At 69.0% G+C, this 16,758-nt stretch carries 15 protein-coding genes; 6 read left to right on the forward strand and 9 right to left on the reverse strand.

The window, feature by feature from the left end; translation table 11 throughout:
- Together E6O51_RS12720 and E6O51_RS12725 are read left to right on the forward strand one after the other, a co-directional pair.
- Entirely contained in the window at positions 1–1,857 is a 1,857-nt protein-coding gene (locus E6O51_RS12720) for a sodium:solute symporter family protein (protein WP_136385369.1), read from the forward strand.
- Between the two features lie 148 nt (positions 1,858–2,005).
- The gene (locus E6O51_RS12725; protein WP_330997914.1) at positions 2,006–2,386 is read left to right on the forward strand and encodes a hypothetical protein; all 381 of its coding nucleotides are present in this window, start codon (positions 2,006–2,008) and stop codon (positions 2,384–2,386) included.
- A gap of 42 nt (positions 2,387–2,428) precedes the next feature.
- On the opposite strand, the gene E6O51_RS12730 is transcribed toward E6O51_RS12725, so the two are convergent.
- Positions 2,429–3,082, reverse strand: a complete 654-nt coding sequence (locus E6O51_RS12730) for an Lcl C-terminal domain-containing protein (protein WP_168735263.1) — start codon at positions 3,080–3,082, stop codon at positions 2,429–2,431.
- 135 nt (positions 3,083–3,217) lie between these two features.
- Between E6O51_RS12730 and E6O51_RS12735 the strand changes: the two genes are divergently transcribed.
- Together E6O51_RS12735 and E6O51_RS12740 are read left to right on the forward strand one after the other, a co-directional pair.
- Positions 3,218–3,904 carry a response regulator transcription factor gene (locus E6O51_RS12735; RefSeq protein ID WP_136385371.1) on the forward strand — a complete coding sequence of 229 codons (687 nt, stop codon included), beginning with the start codon at positions 3,218–3,220 and terminating at the stop codon, positions 3,902–3,904.
- Entirely contained in the window at positions 3,897–5,318 is a 1,422-nt protein-coding gene (locus E6O51_RS12740) for a sensor histidine kinase (protein WP_136385372.1), read from the forward strand. Before E6O51_RS12735 ends, E6O51_RS12740 begins: the two co-directional genes overlap by 8 nt.
- A 187-nt stretch (positions 5,319–5,505) precedes the next feature.
- On the opposite strand, the gene E6O51_RS12745 is transcribed toward E6O51_RS12740, so the two are convergent.
- From E6O51_RS12745 to E6O51_RS12780, 8 genes are all read right to left on the reverse strand, one after another.
- Complete coding sequence (locus E6O51_RS12745) at positions 5,506–7,224, reverse strand: cation acetate symporter (RefSeq protein WP_136385373.1); 1,719 nt, start codon at positions 7,222–7,224, stop codon at positions 5,506–5,508.
- Positions 7,221–7,529, reverse strand: a complete 309-nt coding sequence (locus tag E6O51_RS12750; RefSeq protein WP_136385374.1) for a DUF485 domain-containing protein — start codon at positions 7,527–7,529, stop codon at positions 7,221–7,223. The genes E6O51_RS12745 and E6O51_RS12750 overlap by 4 nt, the downstream gene beginning before the upstream one ends.
- 307 nt (positions 7,530–7,836) lie before the next feature.
- The gene (locus E6O51_RS12755; protein WP_136385375.1) at positions 7,837–8,097 is read right to left on the reverse strand and encodes a DUF4212 domain-containing protein; all 261 of its coding nucleotides are present in this window, start codon (positions 8,095–8,097) and stop codon (positions 7,837–7,839) included.
- 22 nt (positions 8,098–8,119) lie between these two features.
- Positions 8,120–10,171 carry an elongation factor G gene (gene fusA, locus E6O51_RS12760; RefSeq protein WP_136385376.1) on the reverse strand — a complete coding sequence of 684 codons (2,052 nt, stop codon included), beginning with the start codon at positions 10,169–10,171 and terminating at the stop codon, positions 8,120–8,122.
- A gap of 105 nt (positions 10,172–10,276) precedes the next feature.
- Positions 10,277–11,845 carry a folate/biopterin family MFS transporter gene (locus E6O51_RS12765; RefSeq protein WP_136385462.1) on the reverse strand — a complete coding sequence of 523 codons (1,569 nt, stop codon included), beginning with the start codon at positions 11,843–11,845 and terminating at the stop codon, positions 10,277–10,279.
- Positions 11,846–11,921: 76 nt separating this feature from the next.
- Positions 11,922–12,656 (reverse strand): LrgB family protein, encoded by a 735-nt coding sequence (locus E6O51_RS12770; RefSeq protein ID WP_136385377.1) that lies wholly within the window; start codon positions 12,654–12,656, stop codon positions 11,922–11,924.
- Positions 12,653–13,015: a CidA/LrgA family protein gene (locus tag E6O51_RS12775; protein WP_136385378.1), complete on the reverse strand. Its 363-nt coding sequence runs from the start codon at positions 13,013–13,015 to the stop codon at positions 12,653–12,655. The genes E6O51_RS12770 and E6O51_RS12775 overlap by 4 nt, the downstream gene beginning before the upstream one ends.
- A 21-nt stretch (positions 13,016–13,036) precedes the next feature.
- The gene (locus E6O51_RS12780) at positions 13,037–14,326 is read right to left on the reverse strand and encodes a DUF3422 family protein (RefSeq protein WP_136385379.1); all 1,290 of its coding nucleotides are present in this window, start codon (positions 14,324–14,326) and stop codon (positions 13,037–13,039) included.
- A gap of 259 nt (positions 14,327–14,585) precedes the next feature.
- On the opposite strand from E6O51_RS12780, the gene E6O51_RS12785 reads away from it, so the two are divergent.
- Positions 14,586–15,389, forward strand: a complete 804-nt coding sequence (locus E6O51_RS12785; RefSeq protein ID WP_136385380.1) for an SAM-dependent methyltransferase — start codon at positions 14,586–14,588, stop codon at positions 15,387–15,389.
- Positions 15,386–16,744: an APC family permease gene (locus E6O51_RS12790; protein ID WP_136385381.1), complete on the forward strand. Its 1,359-nt coding sequence runs from the start codon at positions 15,386–15,388 to the stop codon at positions 16,742–16,744. The genes E6O51_RS12785 and E6O51_RS12790 overlap by 4 nt, the downstream gene beginning before the upstream one ends.
- The last annotated feature ends 14 nt before the right edge of the window (positions 16,745–16,758 follow it).

Here is a 16,758-nt window from a genome sequence, read left to right on the forward strand (position 1 = left end):
ATGGATCTGCAAACTCTGACCTATCTGGTCGTCGGCGCATCGTTCGCGTTGTACCTGGGCATCGCCTACTGGACGCGCGCCGGCTCCACCAGCGATTTCTACGTGGCCGGCGGCGGCGTGCATCCCATCACCAACGGCATGGCCACCGCGGCCGACTGGATGTCCGCTGCCTCCTTCATCTCCATGGCCGGCCTGATCGCCAACATGGGCTACGGCGGCGGCCTGTTTCTGATGGGCTGGACCGGCGGCTACGTTCTGCTGGCCATGCTGCTGGCGCCGTATCTGCGCAAGTTCGGCAAGTTCACCGTGCCCCAGTTCATCGGCGACCGCTTCTACTCCAAGACGGCCTCCACCGTGGCGGTGGTCTGCCTGCTGACCGCGTCCATCACCTACGTGATCGGCCAGATGACCGGCGTGGGCGTGGCCTTCTCGCGCTTCCTCGGCGTCTCCAACGCGGTGGGCGTGTATGTGGGCATGGGCATCGTGTTCGTGTATGCGGTGTTCGGCGGCATGAAGGGCATCACCTACACCCAGGTGGCGCAGTACATCGTGCTGATCTTCGCCTACGTGATCCCGGCGATCTTCATCTCCCTGCAGCTCACCGGCAACCCGATCCCGCAACTGGGCCTGGGTTCCGACATCTCCGGTACCGACGTATCGCTGCTGGACAAGCTGAACCTGGTCGTGTCCGACCTCGGCTTCAGCGAGTACACCAGTTCCGTGCCGGGTTCCTACCTCAACATGTTCGTGTACACCATGTCGCTGATGATCGGCACCGCCGGTCTGCCCCACGTGATCGTGCGCTTCTTCACCGTGCCCAAGGTGGCGGATGCGCGCAGCTCGGCGGGCTGGGCGCTGATCTTCATCGCCATCCTGTACACCACCGCGCCGGTCGTGGCCGGCATGGCCAAGCTGAACCTGCACGGCACGGTCAATACCGCGGTGGGCCTGGAAACGGACGCCGCCGGCAAGCTGGTGGTGAACCCGGACACGGTGAAGGCCAATGCCGACCTGTACGCCGCCGAGGCCAGCCTGGTCTATGAACAGCGTCCGGACTGGATGAAGCGCTGGGAGCAGACCGGCCTGCTGAAGTGGGCGGACAAGAATGGCGACGGCCGCATCCAGTACTACAACGACAAGACCGCCAACGCGGACGCCAAGGCGCGCGCCGAGGCCGCGGGCTGGCAGGGCAACGAACTGTCGGTCAACGCCGACATCATCGTGCTCGCCAACCCGGAAATCGCGCTGCTGCCCAACTGGGTGATCGCCCTGGTGGCGGCCGGCGGTATCGCTGCGGCGCTGTCCACCGCGGCCGGTCTGTTGCTGGCGATCTCCGCGGCCGTGTCCCATGACCTGATCAAGAACGTCATCAACCCGGACATCTCGGAGAAGGGCGAACTGCTCGCGGGCAAGCTGTCCATGGTCGCGGCGATCGTGCTGGCCGGCTACCTGGGCCTCAACCCTCCGGGCTTCGCGGCCGGTACGGTGGCGTTGGCCTTCGGTATCGCGGCGGGTTCGCTGTTCCCGGCGATCATGATGGGCATCTTCTCCAAGAAGATGAACAAGGAAGGCGCCGTGGCTGGCATGCTGGCGGGCCTGATCGTGACCTGCTTCTACGTGTTCGCGCACAAGGGCCTGTTCTTCATCCAGGGCACCGAGTTCACCGACCTCATCGGCGGCCCGAACTCCTTCTTCGGCATCGTGCCGGAAGCCTTCGGCGCCATCGGCGCGCTGGTGAACTTCGCCGTCGCCTTCGCGGTGGACAAGGTCACCAAGGAACCGCCGGAGCACATCCAGCACCTGGTCGAGAGCGTGCGCATTCCGCGTGGCGCCAAGGCCGTGGATGGCGCCCACTGAGGCGCGTGTCTGAAACCGCGGAGCGGGGCGCCGTTGCGGCGCTCCCCCGCGCAAACGAAAACCCCGCCGGTTCGTCCGGCGGGGTTTCTCAAGCAAGGCAATATCGCGGACCGGCGTGCCGGCCTCCGCAGGCAAACTGGAGCAAGCCATGACTGCAATGGCCCCTCACATTCATCTGGTGCTGAACTGGATCCTGTTCCTCGCCCTGTTCCCCATCGCCTTCGTCTGGCTGCGGCGGGCATGGCGCATCATCGCCAGGCGCGATTTTTCCGAAGTCGCGCTCAAGCGCGGCGAACCACCGGAAAATCCCGCCAAGTTCGCGCCCTTCTGCGCCGCCATCAACCTGCTCGGCGGCATCGTCGTCGTATGGCTGATCTTCGGGGTCGCGGCCGGCCTGTTCGCCCACGAAACCTGGACGAGCATCGGCGGCATCACCATCTGGTCCAAGTTCCTGTTCGATTTCGCCCTCAGCCGCCAGGCCCACATGCCCAGGCTGGGCCGGGCCGCGGCAGCCGCCGCCCGGAAGTGAGGCAGGCCCTCGCCGCCCGCCCCTGCAGTCGGCGATGGACGTTCAGCGCGCGTCGCGCACCAGGCGGACGTACACGTAGTCATTGCGCGCGCCGGTGCCGGTTACCCCCGTATTGAACGAAACCCCCCAGGCGCTGTAGGAAAACTGCGGGTGGGGCGTATCGCTCCAGAAGTTGCCCACCGGCGTTTGCGGAAACACGGCAGGCAGTATCGCCGGGCTGTGGTACCGGCCGGCGCAGCCGCCGCCCGCGCCGTCGCGGTCGAGCTGTTTGCGCATGCCGCTGCTGCAATGGACCAGCCCGTACAGCTCGGTCCGGGCCGGCAGGCGCCAGTCCGCGTGGCCGCCGAAGCGGGCTCCAGCGGCCGCCTCCTGGGCCTGATTCCAACTGTAGCGCTGCGCTTCGCCAGTGCAGGTGCCGCCGTCCCATTGCTGCCCCAGGCTGCAGCGCATCCACAGCAGGCCGGCTGCGGTTTCCCGCACGGTGCCGTCGTCGCGCGCCTCGAAGCGCGCCAGCGCCGCGGCCTCCAGCCTCGCCAGACGCTGTTCCTCGGCCTGCGTGCGCGCCGGAGCGGCAGCGGGCAGGGGGCCGATCGTCGTTTCGCCAGCAGGTTCGGGGGCCGGGCCGCAGGCCGCCAGCAGACATGCCGCCGCGCACAGCGCGCTGCCCGTGAAACTTCGCTTCGCCTGGATGCCCACCCGTCTCCCCCGTTTGTGGTCTTGTTTGAACGCCGCGCCTGTGGCCGCGGCGGCGACATTCTGACACAGGGCGTTGTCGTGCCGGCAATGGCAAAATACGTCCGTTGCGCTTCCATGCCGCCGGCGGAGAAAAACATGCATGTTCTATTGGTCGAAGACGATCCCGAGCTGTCGGACGGGATCGCCTGTTTTCTGCGCGGCCAGGGCGACACCGTGGTGCAGGAGAGCGACGGCATGCGGGCGGACCAGTTGCTGCAGAACCAGCGCTTCGACTTCGCCCTGGTCGATGCCGGCCTGCCCGGCCTGGGCGGCTACGAGGTGGTGCGGCGCGTCCGCCACCGCAGCCAGACCCTGCCGATGATGCTGATCACCGCGCGCAATACGCTGGACGACCGCATCTACGGCCTCGACCTGGGGGCCGACGACTATCTGACCAAACCCTTCCAGCTCGCCGAACTGACCGCGCGCATGCGCGCCGTGCTGCGCCGGGGCGGGCACGGCGGCGCGGGGGGTGGCACGGGCGGGCGGGAAATCGTGTTCGGCCCGCTGACCCTGGACGCGGACGGCCGTCTGGCCTCGCTCAACGGCGAACCGCTGACCCTGACCGCGCGCGAATGGGCGCTGCTCGAAGTGCTCGCCGGCGCCGACGGGCGCACCGTGCCCAAGGAGTCCCTGCGCGCGGACGCCAGCGGCAATGCGGTGGAGGTCTACGTCTCCCGCCTGCGTCCCCGCCTGGAGCCCGCCGGCCTGCTGATCCGTACCGTGCGGGGCTTCGGCTACCGCCTGGAACTGAAGAACGCGGACAAGCGCGCCGATGCCTAGCCTGCGCCACAAGCTGGCACAGGCGCTGGGCACGCCCAGCCTGGTGCTGACCGTGGCCGCCGGCGGGCTGGCCTACGGGGTGTCCAGCAGCGTGGTGAGCACCTCCTACGACCAGAACCTGCTCAACCTCGCGCACGCCACCTCGCTCCACGTGCTGGCCGACGGCGGCGTGCTGAGCCACAGCCTGACGCCCGCGGCCGAACTGGTGCTGCGCAGCGACACGGTGGACAGCATCTTCTTCCGCATCTCCGATCCGGCCGGGAAGGTGATGGCCGGCGATGCCGACCTGCCGTGGCCGGAAGAGCCCTCCCAGCCCACCGACCCCTACGGCGCACTGCAAGCCGGCGCCTACCCGCGCACGGTCACGCCGCGCCCGCAGGGCAGCACTTTCTTCAACGCCACCTACCAGGGCCTGCGCGTCCGCGCGGTGCGCATCTATCGCGAGCGGGAGAAGCACGGCTACTACGTCACCGTGGCGGAGACGCTGGAAAAGCGCCGCGGGGCGATGGAGCACCTGCTGCTGGGCTTCGTCTGCGCCGCGGTGCTGATCGCGGCGGCGGCGGAACTGGCGGTGCATTTCGGCATTCCGTCCGCGCTCGCGCCGCTGAAGAAACTGGAGACGGCGCTGGCCGCGCGCTCCGGCGCGGACCTGTCGCCCATCGCCCCGGACAGCGTGCCGCTGGAAATCCGCGAACTGGTGCGGGCACTCAATGCCCTGTTCGAACGCCTGCGCAAGGCCAGCGAGCACCAGCGTCAGTTCCTGCAGGACGCCGCGCACCAGTTGCGCACGCCGCTGGCGAGCCTGCAGATGCAGGTGGAGCTGCTGGAGGCCGACCCCAACGATACCACCGCCCTCAAGCGCCTCAAGCAGTCCATCGCCCGCAGCACCCGGCTGGCGAATCAGTTGCTGGCGCTGGCCCGCGCCGAAGCGGGCAGCGGCATGATGGGCACGCCCCAGCGGGTGGAGCTCGCCGGCATCATCGACGGCATGGTGGAGGACTGGCTGGCCCAGGCCGACGCCAAGGCCATCGATTTCGGCATCGACCGCGAGCCGGCCACGGTGGAGGGCGACCCGGTGCTGCTGCGGGAACTGCTGGCCAACGTGGTGGACAACGCCCTGCGCTACACCCCCGACGGCGGCGAAGTATCCCTGCGCTGCCGGCCGGCCGGCGAGGTGGTGGAGATCGAGGTCAGCGACAGCGGGCCGGGCATCCCGCCCGCCGAGCGCGAGGCCGTGTTCGAGCGCTTCTACCGCCTGCCGGACACCACGCTGCCGGGTACCGGGCTGGGCCTGCCCATCGCCCGCGAGATCGTCGCCGGCCATCACGGCACGATCACGCTGGACACGGCGGAGAACGGCCACGGCACGCTGGTGCACATCGTCTTGCCGAACGCTGGGGGGCACCTCCCGTAGGAGCGGCCTTGGCCGCGATGCGATCTGCGCAAGAACGAACGCCGCATCGCGGCCAAGGCCGCTCCTACAGGTCCCGCAAACCCGTTGCATTCGGGAACCAAAAGCACGACGGCCGTGGGCGCATTGCCCACGGCCGTCGTTTGTTGCGATACCGCCGCCGCGGTTGCGGCGGCAGCGTTGCTGCGGCTCAGTGCCCGGAAGCCCCGGCCGCGCCGATGCCCGTTTCCGAGCGCACCGACTGGGCCAGATAGCCGGCACGGTCTTCCTTGGCACGGGCGCTGTTGTCCAGGATGGAGAACAGCCAGATGCCGATGAAGCCCGCGGCCATCGAGAACAGGGCCGGCGAGGTGTAGGGGAACAGCGCGGAACCCTTCGGGTTGCCCAGCGTGGCTTCCCACACCGAGGGCGACACCACGGTCAGCACCACGGCCACGATCAGGCCGAGGAAACCGCCCCAGCACGCGCCGCGGGTGGTGCAGTCCTTCCACAGCACGGACATGAACAGCACCGGGAAGTTGGCCGAAGCGGCGATGGCGAAGGCCAGGGACACCATGAAGGCGATGTTCTGCTTCTCGAAGGCGATGCCCAGCACGACGGCGATGATGCCCAGCGCCACCGTGGTGATGCGGGACACGCGCAGTTCGGAGGCCGAATCCGCCTTGCCCTGCTTGAACACCGTGGCGTACAGGTCGTGCGAAACCGCCGAGGCGCCCGACAGGGTCAGGCCCGCCACCACCGCGAGGATCGTCGCGAACGCAACCGCGGAGATGAAGCCGAGGAAGATGTTGCCGCCGACCGCGTTGGCGAGGTGGATGGCCGCCATGTTGCCGCCGCCCAGCAGGCCGCCCTTGGCGTCGAGGAACTGCGGGTTGGTGGACACCAGCACGATCGCGCCGAAGCCGATGATGAAGGTGAGGATGTAGAAGTAGCCGATCCAGGTGGTGGCCCAGAACACGGACTTGCGGGCTTCCTTGGCGTCCGGCACGGTGAAGAAGCGCATCAGGATGTGCGGCAGGCCGGCGGTGCCGAACATCAGCGCCATGCCGAAGGAGATCGCGGAGATCGGGTCCTTGATGAAGGAACCCGGCCCCATGATCGCCTGGCCTATCGTGCCCGCCTCTTCGATCGACTTGCCGGCCGCGATGGCGGAATCGGCCTTGACCTTGACGGCCGCGGCGAACAGTTGCTCCGGCGAGAAGCCGTAGTTGTACATCACCACGAAGGCCATGAAGGTCGCGCCGCCCAGCAGCAGGCAGGCCTTGATGATCTGCACCCAGGTGGTCGCGGTCATGCCGCCGAACAGCACGTAGATCATCATCAGCGCGCCGACGATGACCACGGCGATCCAGTACTCGAGGCCGAACAGCAGCTTGATGAGCTGGCCGGCGCCGACCATCTGCGCGATCAGGTAGAAGGCCACCACGACCAGCGTGCCCGAGGCCGCGAAGGCGCGGATCGGGGTCTGCTTGAAGCGGTAGGCGGCCACGTCGGCGAAGGTGAACTTGCCCAGGTTGCGCAGCTTTTCGGCCATCAGGAAGGTGATCACCGGCCAGCCCACGAGGAAGCCGATCGAGTAGATCAGGCCGTCGTAGCCGTTCATCATCACCGCCGCGGAGATCCCGAGGAAGGAGGCCGCCGACATGTAGTCGCCGGCGATCGCGAGGCCGTTCTGGAAGCCGGTGATGCCGCCGCCGGCGGTGTAGAAGTCCGCCGCCGAGCGGGTGCGGGCGGCTGCCCACTTGGTAATCCACAGCGTGGCGAGGACGAAGGCGCCGAACATGGTGATCGCGGTCCAGTTGGTGGCCTGCTTCTCCACCTGGCCGAGATCACCGCCGGCCGCCAGCGCGGCTGCGGACAGCAGGGCGAGCGCGAGGCCGCCGAAGACACGTACTTGACGGCCGCTCATTTGCCGCTCTCCTCGATGATTTCGTGGGTCAACTGATCGAATTCGGAGTTCGCCCGGCGCACGTAGATGCCGGTGATGATGATCGTGAACACGATCACGCCGAAGCCGATCGGAATACCCACCGTCATGACCCCTTCGCCGAGGCGAGCGGCCAGCGACTCCTTGTCGAAGGCGATGAGGGCGATGTAGCCGTAGTACACGATCATCATGATCGCGGTCAGGATCCAGCCATAGCGCGAGCGCGTGCTCACGAGGTGCTGGTATTTCGGGTTGGCGACGATCTTCGCCACCGAATCGTTTTCCATGTCTCCCCTCCAGTACGGGTGTTGATCGAACCGGGCGCCGGCCCGGGTGATCGCACGTTAGAGGGGGAGACTTACGTTTTACTTACGTACCCATAAAAAAATCTTTTGATAACAATAGCTTGCTAAAATCTGAATTATTCCTGAGTCAATGCAAGAATGTGGAAGGTATGGATTTCCGGCCTCCACGGTCCTTCCTGTAGGAGCGGGCTTGCCCGCGATGCGGCGTTCATCCTTCCCGGAGGCCGCATCGCGGGCAAGCCCGCTCCCACGCGGGTGCGCCGCGCCGGGGTGTGGCCTGCGGCCCGGCTCAGCGCCGTTCGCCGACGCCGTAGGCGCGGTCGAGGCGGCTCATCGCGTACACGTAGATGGCGATGATCACCAGGTAGATGATCAGCACACCCTGGGCATAGGCGTAGAAGCCCAGCGGAAAGCCGAACAGCTCGAACTCGTTGAGCGCGACGGCGTAGTAGGCGCCGACGAAGGTCACCACGAACCACACCGCCAGCAGTACCGCCGTGAGCAATCGGGTCTTGCGCCAGTAGGTGCGCTGCTTGTCGGTCAGTTGCATGCCGCAACCCCCTTCGGTGCGTTCACTGCTCGTGCGCCCGGTGGCGGACGAATTCCGCCGCCAGGCGCTGCTGCACGTCGCCGGGCGCCGGTTCGTAGGAATGCGGGCTCAGCGTGCATTCGCTCTCGCCGGCGCAGATGGACTTCAGGCGGGCCTCGAAGCCTTCCAGCTCGGCCATGGGCACCAGCGCGTTGAGGCTGATGCGCCCCGGCGTGGCGCTGCCGGTGCCGTTCATGCGCCCGCGCCGGCTGGCGAATTCGGCGCTGATCTCGCCGAAGTGGCGCTCGTCCGCGCTCACCCGCACTTCCAGCAGCGGTTCCAGCAGGATGGGCCGGGCCGCGGCGATGGCTTCCTGCAGCGCGTGGCGCGCCGCGGTGACGAAGGACACCTCGTTGGAATCCACCGCGTGGTGCTTGCCGTCGGTCACCACCACCTTCAGGTCCTGCAGCGGGAAGCCGGCCAGGCAGCCCTCGGCCACCGCCTGCCGCACGCCTTTTTCCACTGCCGGCATGAACTGGGTGGGGATGGTGCCGCCCTTGATCTCGTCGGTCAGTTCCAGGCCGCTGCCGCGGGGCAGGGGTTCCACCCGCAGCGCCACCTCGCCGAACTGCCCGGCGCCGCCGGACTGCTTCTTGTGCCGGTAGCGCGCCTCGGCGCTGGCGGCGATGGTCTCGCGGTAGGGCACGGCCGGGGTGGCGGTGTCCACTTCCAGGTTCCAGCGACTGGCGAGCTGTTCCAGCACCATGCGCAGGTGCAGTTCCCCCAGGCCGCGCACCACGATCTGGCGCGACTGGGTGTCGAAGCTCACCTCCAGGCAGGGGTCCTCGTCCATCAGGCGGGCCAGGGCGTCGGAGAGCTTCTGCTCGTCGCCGTGCTTCTTCGGGATCAGCGCCAGGCCATGGAAGGGCTGGGGGTAGGCGGGCGGCAGCAGGTGATGGAAATCCTCGTCGTGGGAGTCGTGCAGCACCGCGTCCCGGTGCAGTTCGTCGATGCGCGCCAGCGCGCAGACGTCGCCGGTCACGCCGGCGGGGATCTCCACCTGCTGGCGGCCCTGCACCCGCAGCAGGTGGGCCACCTTGACCGGCTTGCGCGCGTCGCCCAGGAAGAGCTGGGCGCCGGCGGCGAGCGTGCCCTGGTGGATGCGGAACAGCGCCAGCTTGCCGCGGAACACGTCGTTCTGGATCTGGAACACGTGGGCGATCACGTGGCGTTCCGGGTCGGGCGCCACCTCCACCGGCACGGCCGCCGCGCCCTCGCCCTTGACGAAGCGGGGCGGGTTGCCTTCGGTGGGGTCAGGCATCAGGCGGGCGCACACGTCCAGCAGTTCGCGCACGCCGGCGCCGGTGCGCGCCGAGGTGAAGCACACCGGCACCAGGTGGCCTTCCCGCAGGGCGCGTTCGAAGGGTTCGTGCAACTGCGCGGGGTCCAGGCTTTCGCCCTGTTCCAGATAGCTCGCCATCAGCGCCTCGTCGAGCTCCACGACCTGGTCCACGATGGCGTCGTGGGCCGCGGCCACGGACGAGAAGGCGGTCTGTGCGTCGTACTCGGGCGTGAAAAAGCAGTCGATGACCCGGCTGCCGTCCGCCGCGGGCAGGTTGATGGGCAGGCATTCGCGGCCGAAGGCCGCTTCCACCGCGGCCATGACGCCGGCCACGTCGGCGCCCGCCGCGTCGATGCGGTTGATCACGATCATGCGGCACTTGTCGGCGGCCGCTTCCATCACCCGGCGGGTGAGCTGTTCGACGCCGGCCTGGGCGTTCACCACCACCACCGCGGTCTCCACCGCCGGCAGCGCCAGCAGGGCGCGGCCGAGGAAATCCGGCGTTCCCGGGGTGTCGAGCAGGTTGAGCCAGTGGCCGTCCCACTCCACGTGGGCCAGCCCGGTGTTGAGCGAGTGCCCCATGGCTTTCTCGGCCGGGTCGAAGTCGCTCACCGTGTCGCCGCGCTCGATATTGCCGGCCGCACCGATGCCGCCGGAAGCGGCGAGCAGGGCTTCCAGCAGCGTGGTCTTGCCGGCGCCCGCCTGGCCCAGCAGGGCGAGGTTGCGGATGTCGTGAACCGAGGTCGGTACCATGGCGTTTCCCCCCGTGCGTGTGCGGTCCTGCGGACCTTTTGCGCAAGTTTCCGCCTCCGGGGCGAAACGGGCAATGTGTCAGGTCAACCCGGCGGGGATTTTTTCTCAGGCGCTGCGCAGGCCGAACACGCGGGTGAACAGCACAGCAGCGAGCGGCAGCAGCAGGCCCAGGGCGGTGACGGTGACCAGCAGCAGGCCCAGCTCGCTGTAGTCGGCCGGCACCTTGATGGCGCCGCTGGCCGCGTCGCGCACTTCGCGGGTCACGGTGTAGATCTGGTTCAGGTACCTGGTGCCGAGCTGGGAGGCGGACAGGGCCAGGTTGGTGAAGGAGGCCATCACCGCGAAGAAGGTGGCCTTGAGGTGGGGCGGCGCGGAATTGGCGATCCAGGCCAGCATGGGCACCATGGACACCTGGCCCAGCGGCGATTCCAGCGCGGTGTTGGCGATGGCGATGAAGCGCGCGTCCACCACGCCGCCGGTCAGGCTCGCGGTCCATTCGTGCAGGCCGTGGTACATGCCGATGATGGGCAGGGACAGCACGGTGGCGGCCAGGGTCAGGAAGACCACGATGTGGGCGATGGATTTTTCCGCCATGAAGCGGCGGAACAGGAACAGGCCGGCCAGCGTGAGCGTGCTGACGATGAGGTCCAGGCGGGAAAGGAAGCTCTGGTCGAAGCCGAGCACGTCTATCATCCACCACCCGGAGCCGGCGCCGGACGTGGGCATGGCGCGGAACACGAAGATCACGATCACCGTGCCCAGCAGGGTGCGCGCGGCCTCGGGGGAGAGTTCGCGCAGCAGCTTGGAGATCATGAAGCCGATGACCGCGAAGGAGCACGCGAAGATCAACTCCTGGCCGTATTCCAGCCCCGACAGGCCGACGCCCAGCGTGATGGCGACGAACACCGCGCTGCCGCCCAGGATCCACCAGTTGGGGGCGGTGCGTTCCTCCGGTTCGTGCAGCAGGCGGTCGATTTCGGCGCGGTCGCGGCCCAGCGCCGCCAGCCGGCGCGCCTCGCGGCGCTTGAGGAAGCCGGCCAGCAGCACGCCGCTCACCGACAGCAGCGGGATGAGCAGCGCCAGTTCGTAGATGTGCAGGTAGATCGCCACCTTGTCCGCTTCGGGCAGATGCTCCGAGCCCTGGAACAGGGCGACGTTGGCGAGCGCCACCACCACCGTGCCGCCGATGATGGCCACGCGGCCGAGCATCTGCATGGTGGTGTGCATCAGGCGCACGGTTTCCGCCGGGATCGGCTGGCCCCGCTCGTCTACGCGCGGCACGGCCTCCACGGTCATGGCGTCGGCCACCGCATCCTGCATCACGTAGCCCACCGGGGCGAGCAGCACCGAGAGCACGAACCAGGCCTCGGCCGGCATGAAGGCGCGCATGGCGTCCGGGCTGCCGATCAGGCCGATCATGATGGCGAGGCTGGCGGCGATCAGCGTCGCGCCCAGGTACACCAGCCCGGCCTTGTGGCGCCACAGCAGGTCCACCAGGTGGCCGATGGGCATCTTCAGCGCCCACGGGATGCCGGCCCAGAAGCCCAGGGCGGCGAGGAAGGCGGCCGACAGGTCCAGGTAGTCCTTGATGAAGAAGGTGCCGACGATGCCGGTGAGGCCCGAGACGCCGGCCGCCATGTACACCATCAGCGGCGGCAGGTAGGACAGCCGCATTTCGCGGCCGAGTTCGAGGATGTTGCGGTCGAACCAGCGGTACAGGGCGTTCAAGCGGGCTTCCCCTTCTTGTCGTTCAGAGGCCGAACAGGCGCATCGCGGCGGGCAGGATCAGGGGTAGGGTCAGGGCGGTGACGAGGCCGTTCAGGCCCATCGCCAGCGCGGCGAAGGCGCCGCACTGCTCGCTGACCTGGAAGGCGCGCGCGGTGCCGATGCCGTGGGCCGCCACGCCGGTGGCGAAGCCGCGCACGGCGTGGTCCTCGATGCGCATCAGGCGGAACAGGCCGCGGGCGCCGATGGCGCCGAGGATGCCGGTGAGGATGACCAGCACCGCGGTCAGGGAAGGCAGGCCGCCCAGGCTTTCGGCCACGCCCATGGCGATGGGCGTGGTGACGCTCTTGGGGGCCAGCGACATCACCGACTGGGTGCTGGCGCCCAGCAGCGCGCCGATGCCGAAGGCCGACAGGGCGGCGGTCAGCGAACCGGCCGCGAGCGCGCCGAGCAGCGGCAGCAGCATCGTGCGCAGGCGCGGCAGTTGCGCGTAGAGCGGAACCGCCAGCGCCACCGTGGCCGGGCCGAGCAGGAAGTGCACGAACTGGGCGCCGTCGAAATAGGTCTGGTAGGCGGTGCCGGTGAGGCTCAGCACGGCCACCAGCAGGGCCACGGCGATCATCACCGGGTTGGCGGCGGGGTGGAAGCGGGCGCGCTTGTACACCCACCAGGCGGCCTGGTAGGCCACCAGGGTCAGGGTGAGGCCCAGCAGCGGGGTGGTGGAGAGATAGACCCAGATCTCGTCGAAGCGCGGATTCACTGCCCGTCCTCCTTCTTCCCCTCGCCGCGGTGGGCCAGCGCCTGCAGCACCAGCGCCGTGACCGCCATCGCCAGGAAGGTGGAACCCACCACGCCGGCCAGCAGCGGCAGCCATTCGTCGGCCAGGCGCTGGTAGTGCAGCATCACGCCCACGCCGGCGGGCACGAAGAGCAGGGACAGGTGCTGCAGCAGGCCGCCGGCGGTGCGGCGCAGTTCGTCGTCCACGCGTCCGCGCACGACCAGGGTCAGGAAGAGCAGCAGCATGCCGATGACCGGGCCGGGCACCGGCAGGCCGAAGCCGCGGGCGATGATTTCGCCGACGAGCTGGTACACGAGCAGCAGGGTGAGTGCGCCTATCATGCGGTTCTTTCCGGTGTGGGCTCAGTGGCCGGATTCTTCGGCGGCCAGCGTGCGGCGCAGGCGCCGCAGGCCCAGGGCGACGAGGCCGGCGATGAGGGGGATGGAGACCGCGGTGACCACCTCGGGCGTGGCCGGCAGGATATGGTCCTTGGCGCCCTTGGACAGATAGTTGACGAGCTGGGAGGCGTAGTAGGTGATCGCCACCACCGACAGGCCTTCCACCGTCTCCTGCAGGCGCAGTTGCAGGCGGGCGCGGCGGTTCATCTGCGCCAGCAGCTCCTGGTTCTGGCGCTGCAGCTCGATGTCCACGCGGGTGCGCAGCAGTTGGGAGTTGCGCGCGATGCGGCCGGAGAGGTCTTCCTGGCGGCGGGCGATGGTGGCGCAGGTGTCGATGGCCGGCGTGAGGCGGCGGGCCATGAACTCGTCCATGGTCGGATAGCCGGTCACGCGCGTCTCGCGCAGTTCGTCGATGCGCTGGCGCACCAGGCGGTAGTAGGCCGCGGCGGCGCCGAAGCGGTAGGTGGTGTGGGCCACCGAGCGTTCCACCTCGGCCGCGAGCCGGGTCAGGCGGGCGAGCACCTCGCGCTCGTCCTCGGCGCTCTCGGCGCGGCCGATGCCGTCCATCAGGTCGGCCAGTTCGTCCTCGGCCCGGGACAGCAGGCGGCCGACTTCCTTGGCCACCGGGAAGGCGAGCAGGGCGATCACACGGTAGGTCTCGATTTCCAGCAGGCGTTGCACCGTGCGCCCGGCCTGGCGCGGGGTGAGGGAGGCGTCCAGCACCAGGAAGCGGGAGAAGCCGTCGGCGATCTGGAAATCGGTGAATACCCAGGCCGCGCCGTCGGCCACCGTGGACACCACGGACTGCCGTCCGGTGGACGACAGTCCGGCCATCACCGCGTCCGGCGCGAGCTCGGCCACCGGGCGCAGTTCGATATGAGTGGCGACGATGAGCAGCCCCGGAATCGCCTTGCGCCACGCGGCGGGCACGTCGAGCAGGGCCGTTTCCTCGCCCGCATCGCCCGCCTGGGTGCGGCGGAAGAAGGTGTAGCTGGAGAATTCGTTGTGGCGTTCCCACTTCAGCCGGAAGCGCCCGCTGTCGAGGAAGAAGTGCCCGCTGCCGGTATCCGGGGCGGGCAGGTTGAGTTGCTCGGCGAGCTGCTGCAGGTGCAGCGCCTCGCGCCCGACGCTGCCGGCTTCATGCAGGAAGGCCAGGTAGGTGACCCGCTCGGGCGTGTCCAGCGGTACCGGCGGGCGGGCATGGACTTCGTCGCTGAGGGTCTGGCGCAGCGGGTGCGATTGAAAGAGCGACATGGGCGTCGGAGCGTGGATGAATCGCGCAAGAGTACCCGTGCATGCGCCTCGCGGGGAAGCCCCGGGGGCCATCGCGTCATGGCCGTGGGAGCGGGCCATGCGTGGCGGGTGGCGCAGAACCAATTCCGCGTTTGCTTGCCAGATTCCGTATTTACGTTTCCCCCGACGAGCACAAAGGAGGCGTGAGATGGACGCAGCCCCTATGCAGCGACGGCGCGGCGCGGCAGGTGACGCGCGGCATCCTCTTGGTCCGTTTGCGATGCGATCGGCCGCAGCCCGCCTGGCCGGTCTGCTGTTCGCCGGTGCCGTGCTGGTGCTGGCGCAGCGGGCGCAGGCCCAAGTGCGGCTGGACGTGCCCTATGTGCCGACGCCGCCGAGCGTGGTGGAGGGCATGCTCAATCTGGCGGACGTGCGCCCGGGCGAACGGGTGGTGGACCTGGGCTGCGGCGACGGGCGCGTGGTGGTCTCCGCCGCGAGCCGCTTCGGGGCGCGCGGGCTGGGGGTGGACATCGATCCCCAGCGCATCCGCGAAGCCAGGGCCAATGCCGTCCGCGCGGGCGTCGAGGAGCGGGTCGAGTTCCGCCTCGGCGATCTGTTCGAGGTGGACCTGAGCGACGCCGACGTGCTCGCCATCTACCTGCTCGACGACGTCAACCTGCGCCTGCGGCCCACCATTCTGAGGCAGATGCGTCCGGGCACTCGGGTCGTGTCCCACGCCTTCGGCATGGGCAACTGGCGGCCCGACCGGCACGAGACGATAGACGGCAACAGCGTGTATCTGTGGATCGTGCCCGCGGACGTGGAAGGGCGCTGGCACATGGAGCGGAGCGGGCGGGGCGTGGAACTGTCGCTGCGCCAGTACTTCAGCGAACTGAGCGGCACGGCGACCGTAGACGGGCGCGCGGTGCCGCTGCACGAAGGCCGGGTGCGCGGCGCCGAGGTGGAGTTCGCCTTCGAACTGGATGCGGGGACGGTGGAGCGCTTCCGCGGCCGGGTGGATGGCGGCCGCATCGTGGCCCAGGCCGACGATGATCCGTTCTGGGAAGCCGAGCGGGCGCCATGAGCGGCCCGCGGCAGGGCGTGGCCGGGGCCGGCCAGCCCCGCGCCAGCCTGTCGGTGATCGACGGCGTGGCGATCATGGTGGGCATCGTCGTCGGCATCGGCATCTTCAAGACGCCCCCGCTGGTGGCGGCCAGCGTCGGCAGCGAGGCGGCCTTCATCGGCGCCTGGCTGGCGGGCGGCGCGATCACCCTGGCCGGGGCGCTGGTCTACGCCGAACTGGCCGCCGCCTACCCGGGCACCGGCGGCGAGTACCACTTTCTGGTGCGCGCCTTCGGACAATCCACCGGCTTTCTGTTCGCCTGGGCGCGCATCTCGGTGATCCAGACCGGCGCGATTGCCGCGGTGGCCTTCGTCTTCGGCGACTACGCCCAGCAGATCCACGGGCTGGGGCATCGCGGCGCGGCGATCTACGCCGCGCTGGCACTGGTTCTGCTCACCCTGCTCAACCTGGCCGGCACCTTCCACGGCAAGCGTGTGCAGACCCTGTTCACAGCGATCACGCTGCTGGCCGTGCTGGCGGTGGCGCTGGCAGGGCTGGTGGGCAGCGCCGGCGCGGCGGCGCCGGAGCAGGCGGCGGCGGATTCCCCGGCGGTCGGGAGCGGGGCGCCGGGCCTGGCGCTGGTGTTCATCCTGCTCACCTACGGGGGCTGGAACGAGGCCGCCTACCTGTCCGCCGAAGTGCGCGACCTGCGCCGGGACATGGTGCGCATCCTGGTGTTCGGCACGCTGGCCGTCACCGGGGTGTACGTGCTGGTCAATCTGGCCTTTCTGCAGGCGCTCGGGCTGCAGGCGCTGCGGACCAGCGAGGCGGTGGGGGCGGACGTGATGCGCCACGCCCTGGGCGCGGAGGCGGCGCTGGCGCTGAGCGCGGTGATCTGCTGTGCGGCGCTGAGCACGCTCAACGGCACGATCTTTACCGGGGCGCGCATCTATCACGCCCTGGGGCAGGACATGCCGCCCCTGCGCGCCCTGGGGCTGTGGAACGGCCGGGGCAACAATCCGCGCGTGGCCATCCTGGTCCAGAGCGCCGTGGCCCTGGTCCTGATCGGCTTCGGTGCGGTGATGCAGGACGGTTTCAGGGCGATGGTGGAATACACCGCGCCGGTGTTCTGGTTCTTCCTGCTGCTGGTGGGGATCGCCTACTTCGTGCTGCGCCGCCGGGATGCGGGCCGGGAGCGGCCTTTCCGCGCGCCCTGGTATCCGCTCAAGCCGGCCCTGTTCTGCGCGGCCTGCGCCTGGCTGCTGTATTCCAGCCTGGTCTATACCGGGCTGGGGGCGCTGGTGGGCGTGGCGGTGCTGCTGCTCGGCGTGCCCTTCCTGGTGCTGGTGCGGCGGCGGATGCCGCCGCCCGGGTGAGGGGCCCGGACGGC

Source organism: Pseudothauera rhizosphaerae, assembly GCF_004801305.1.
In the GTDB taxonomy this organism is placed as follows: domain Bacteria; phylum Pseudomonadota; class Gammaproteobacteria; order Burkholderiales; family Rhodocyclaceae; genus Pseudothauera; species Pseudothauera rhizosphaerae.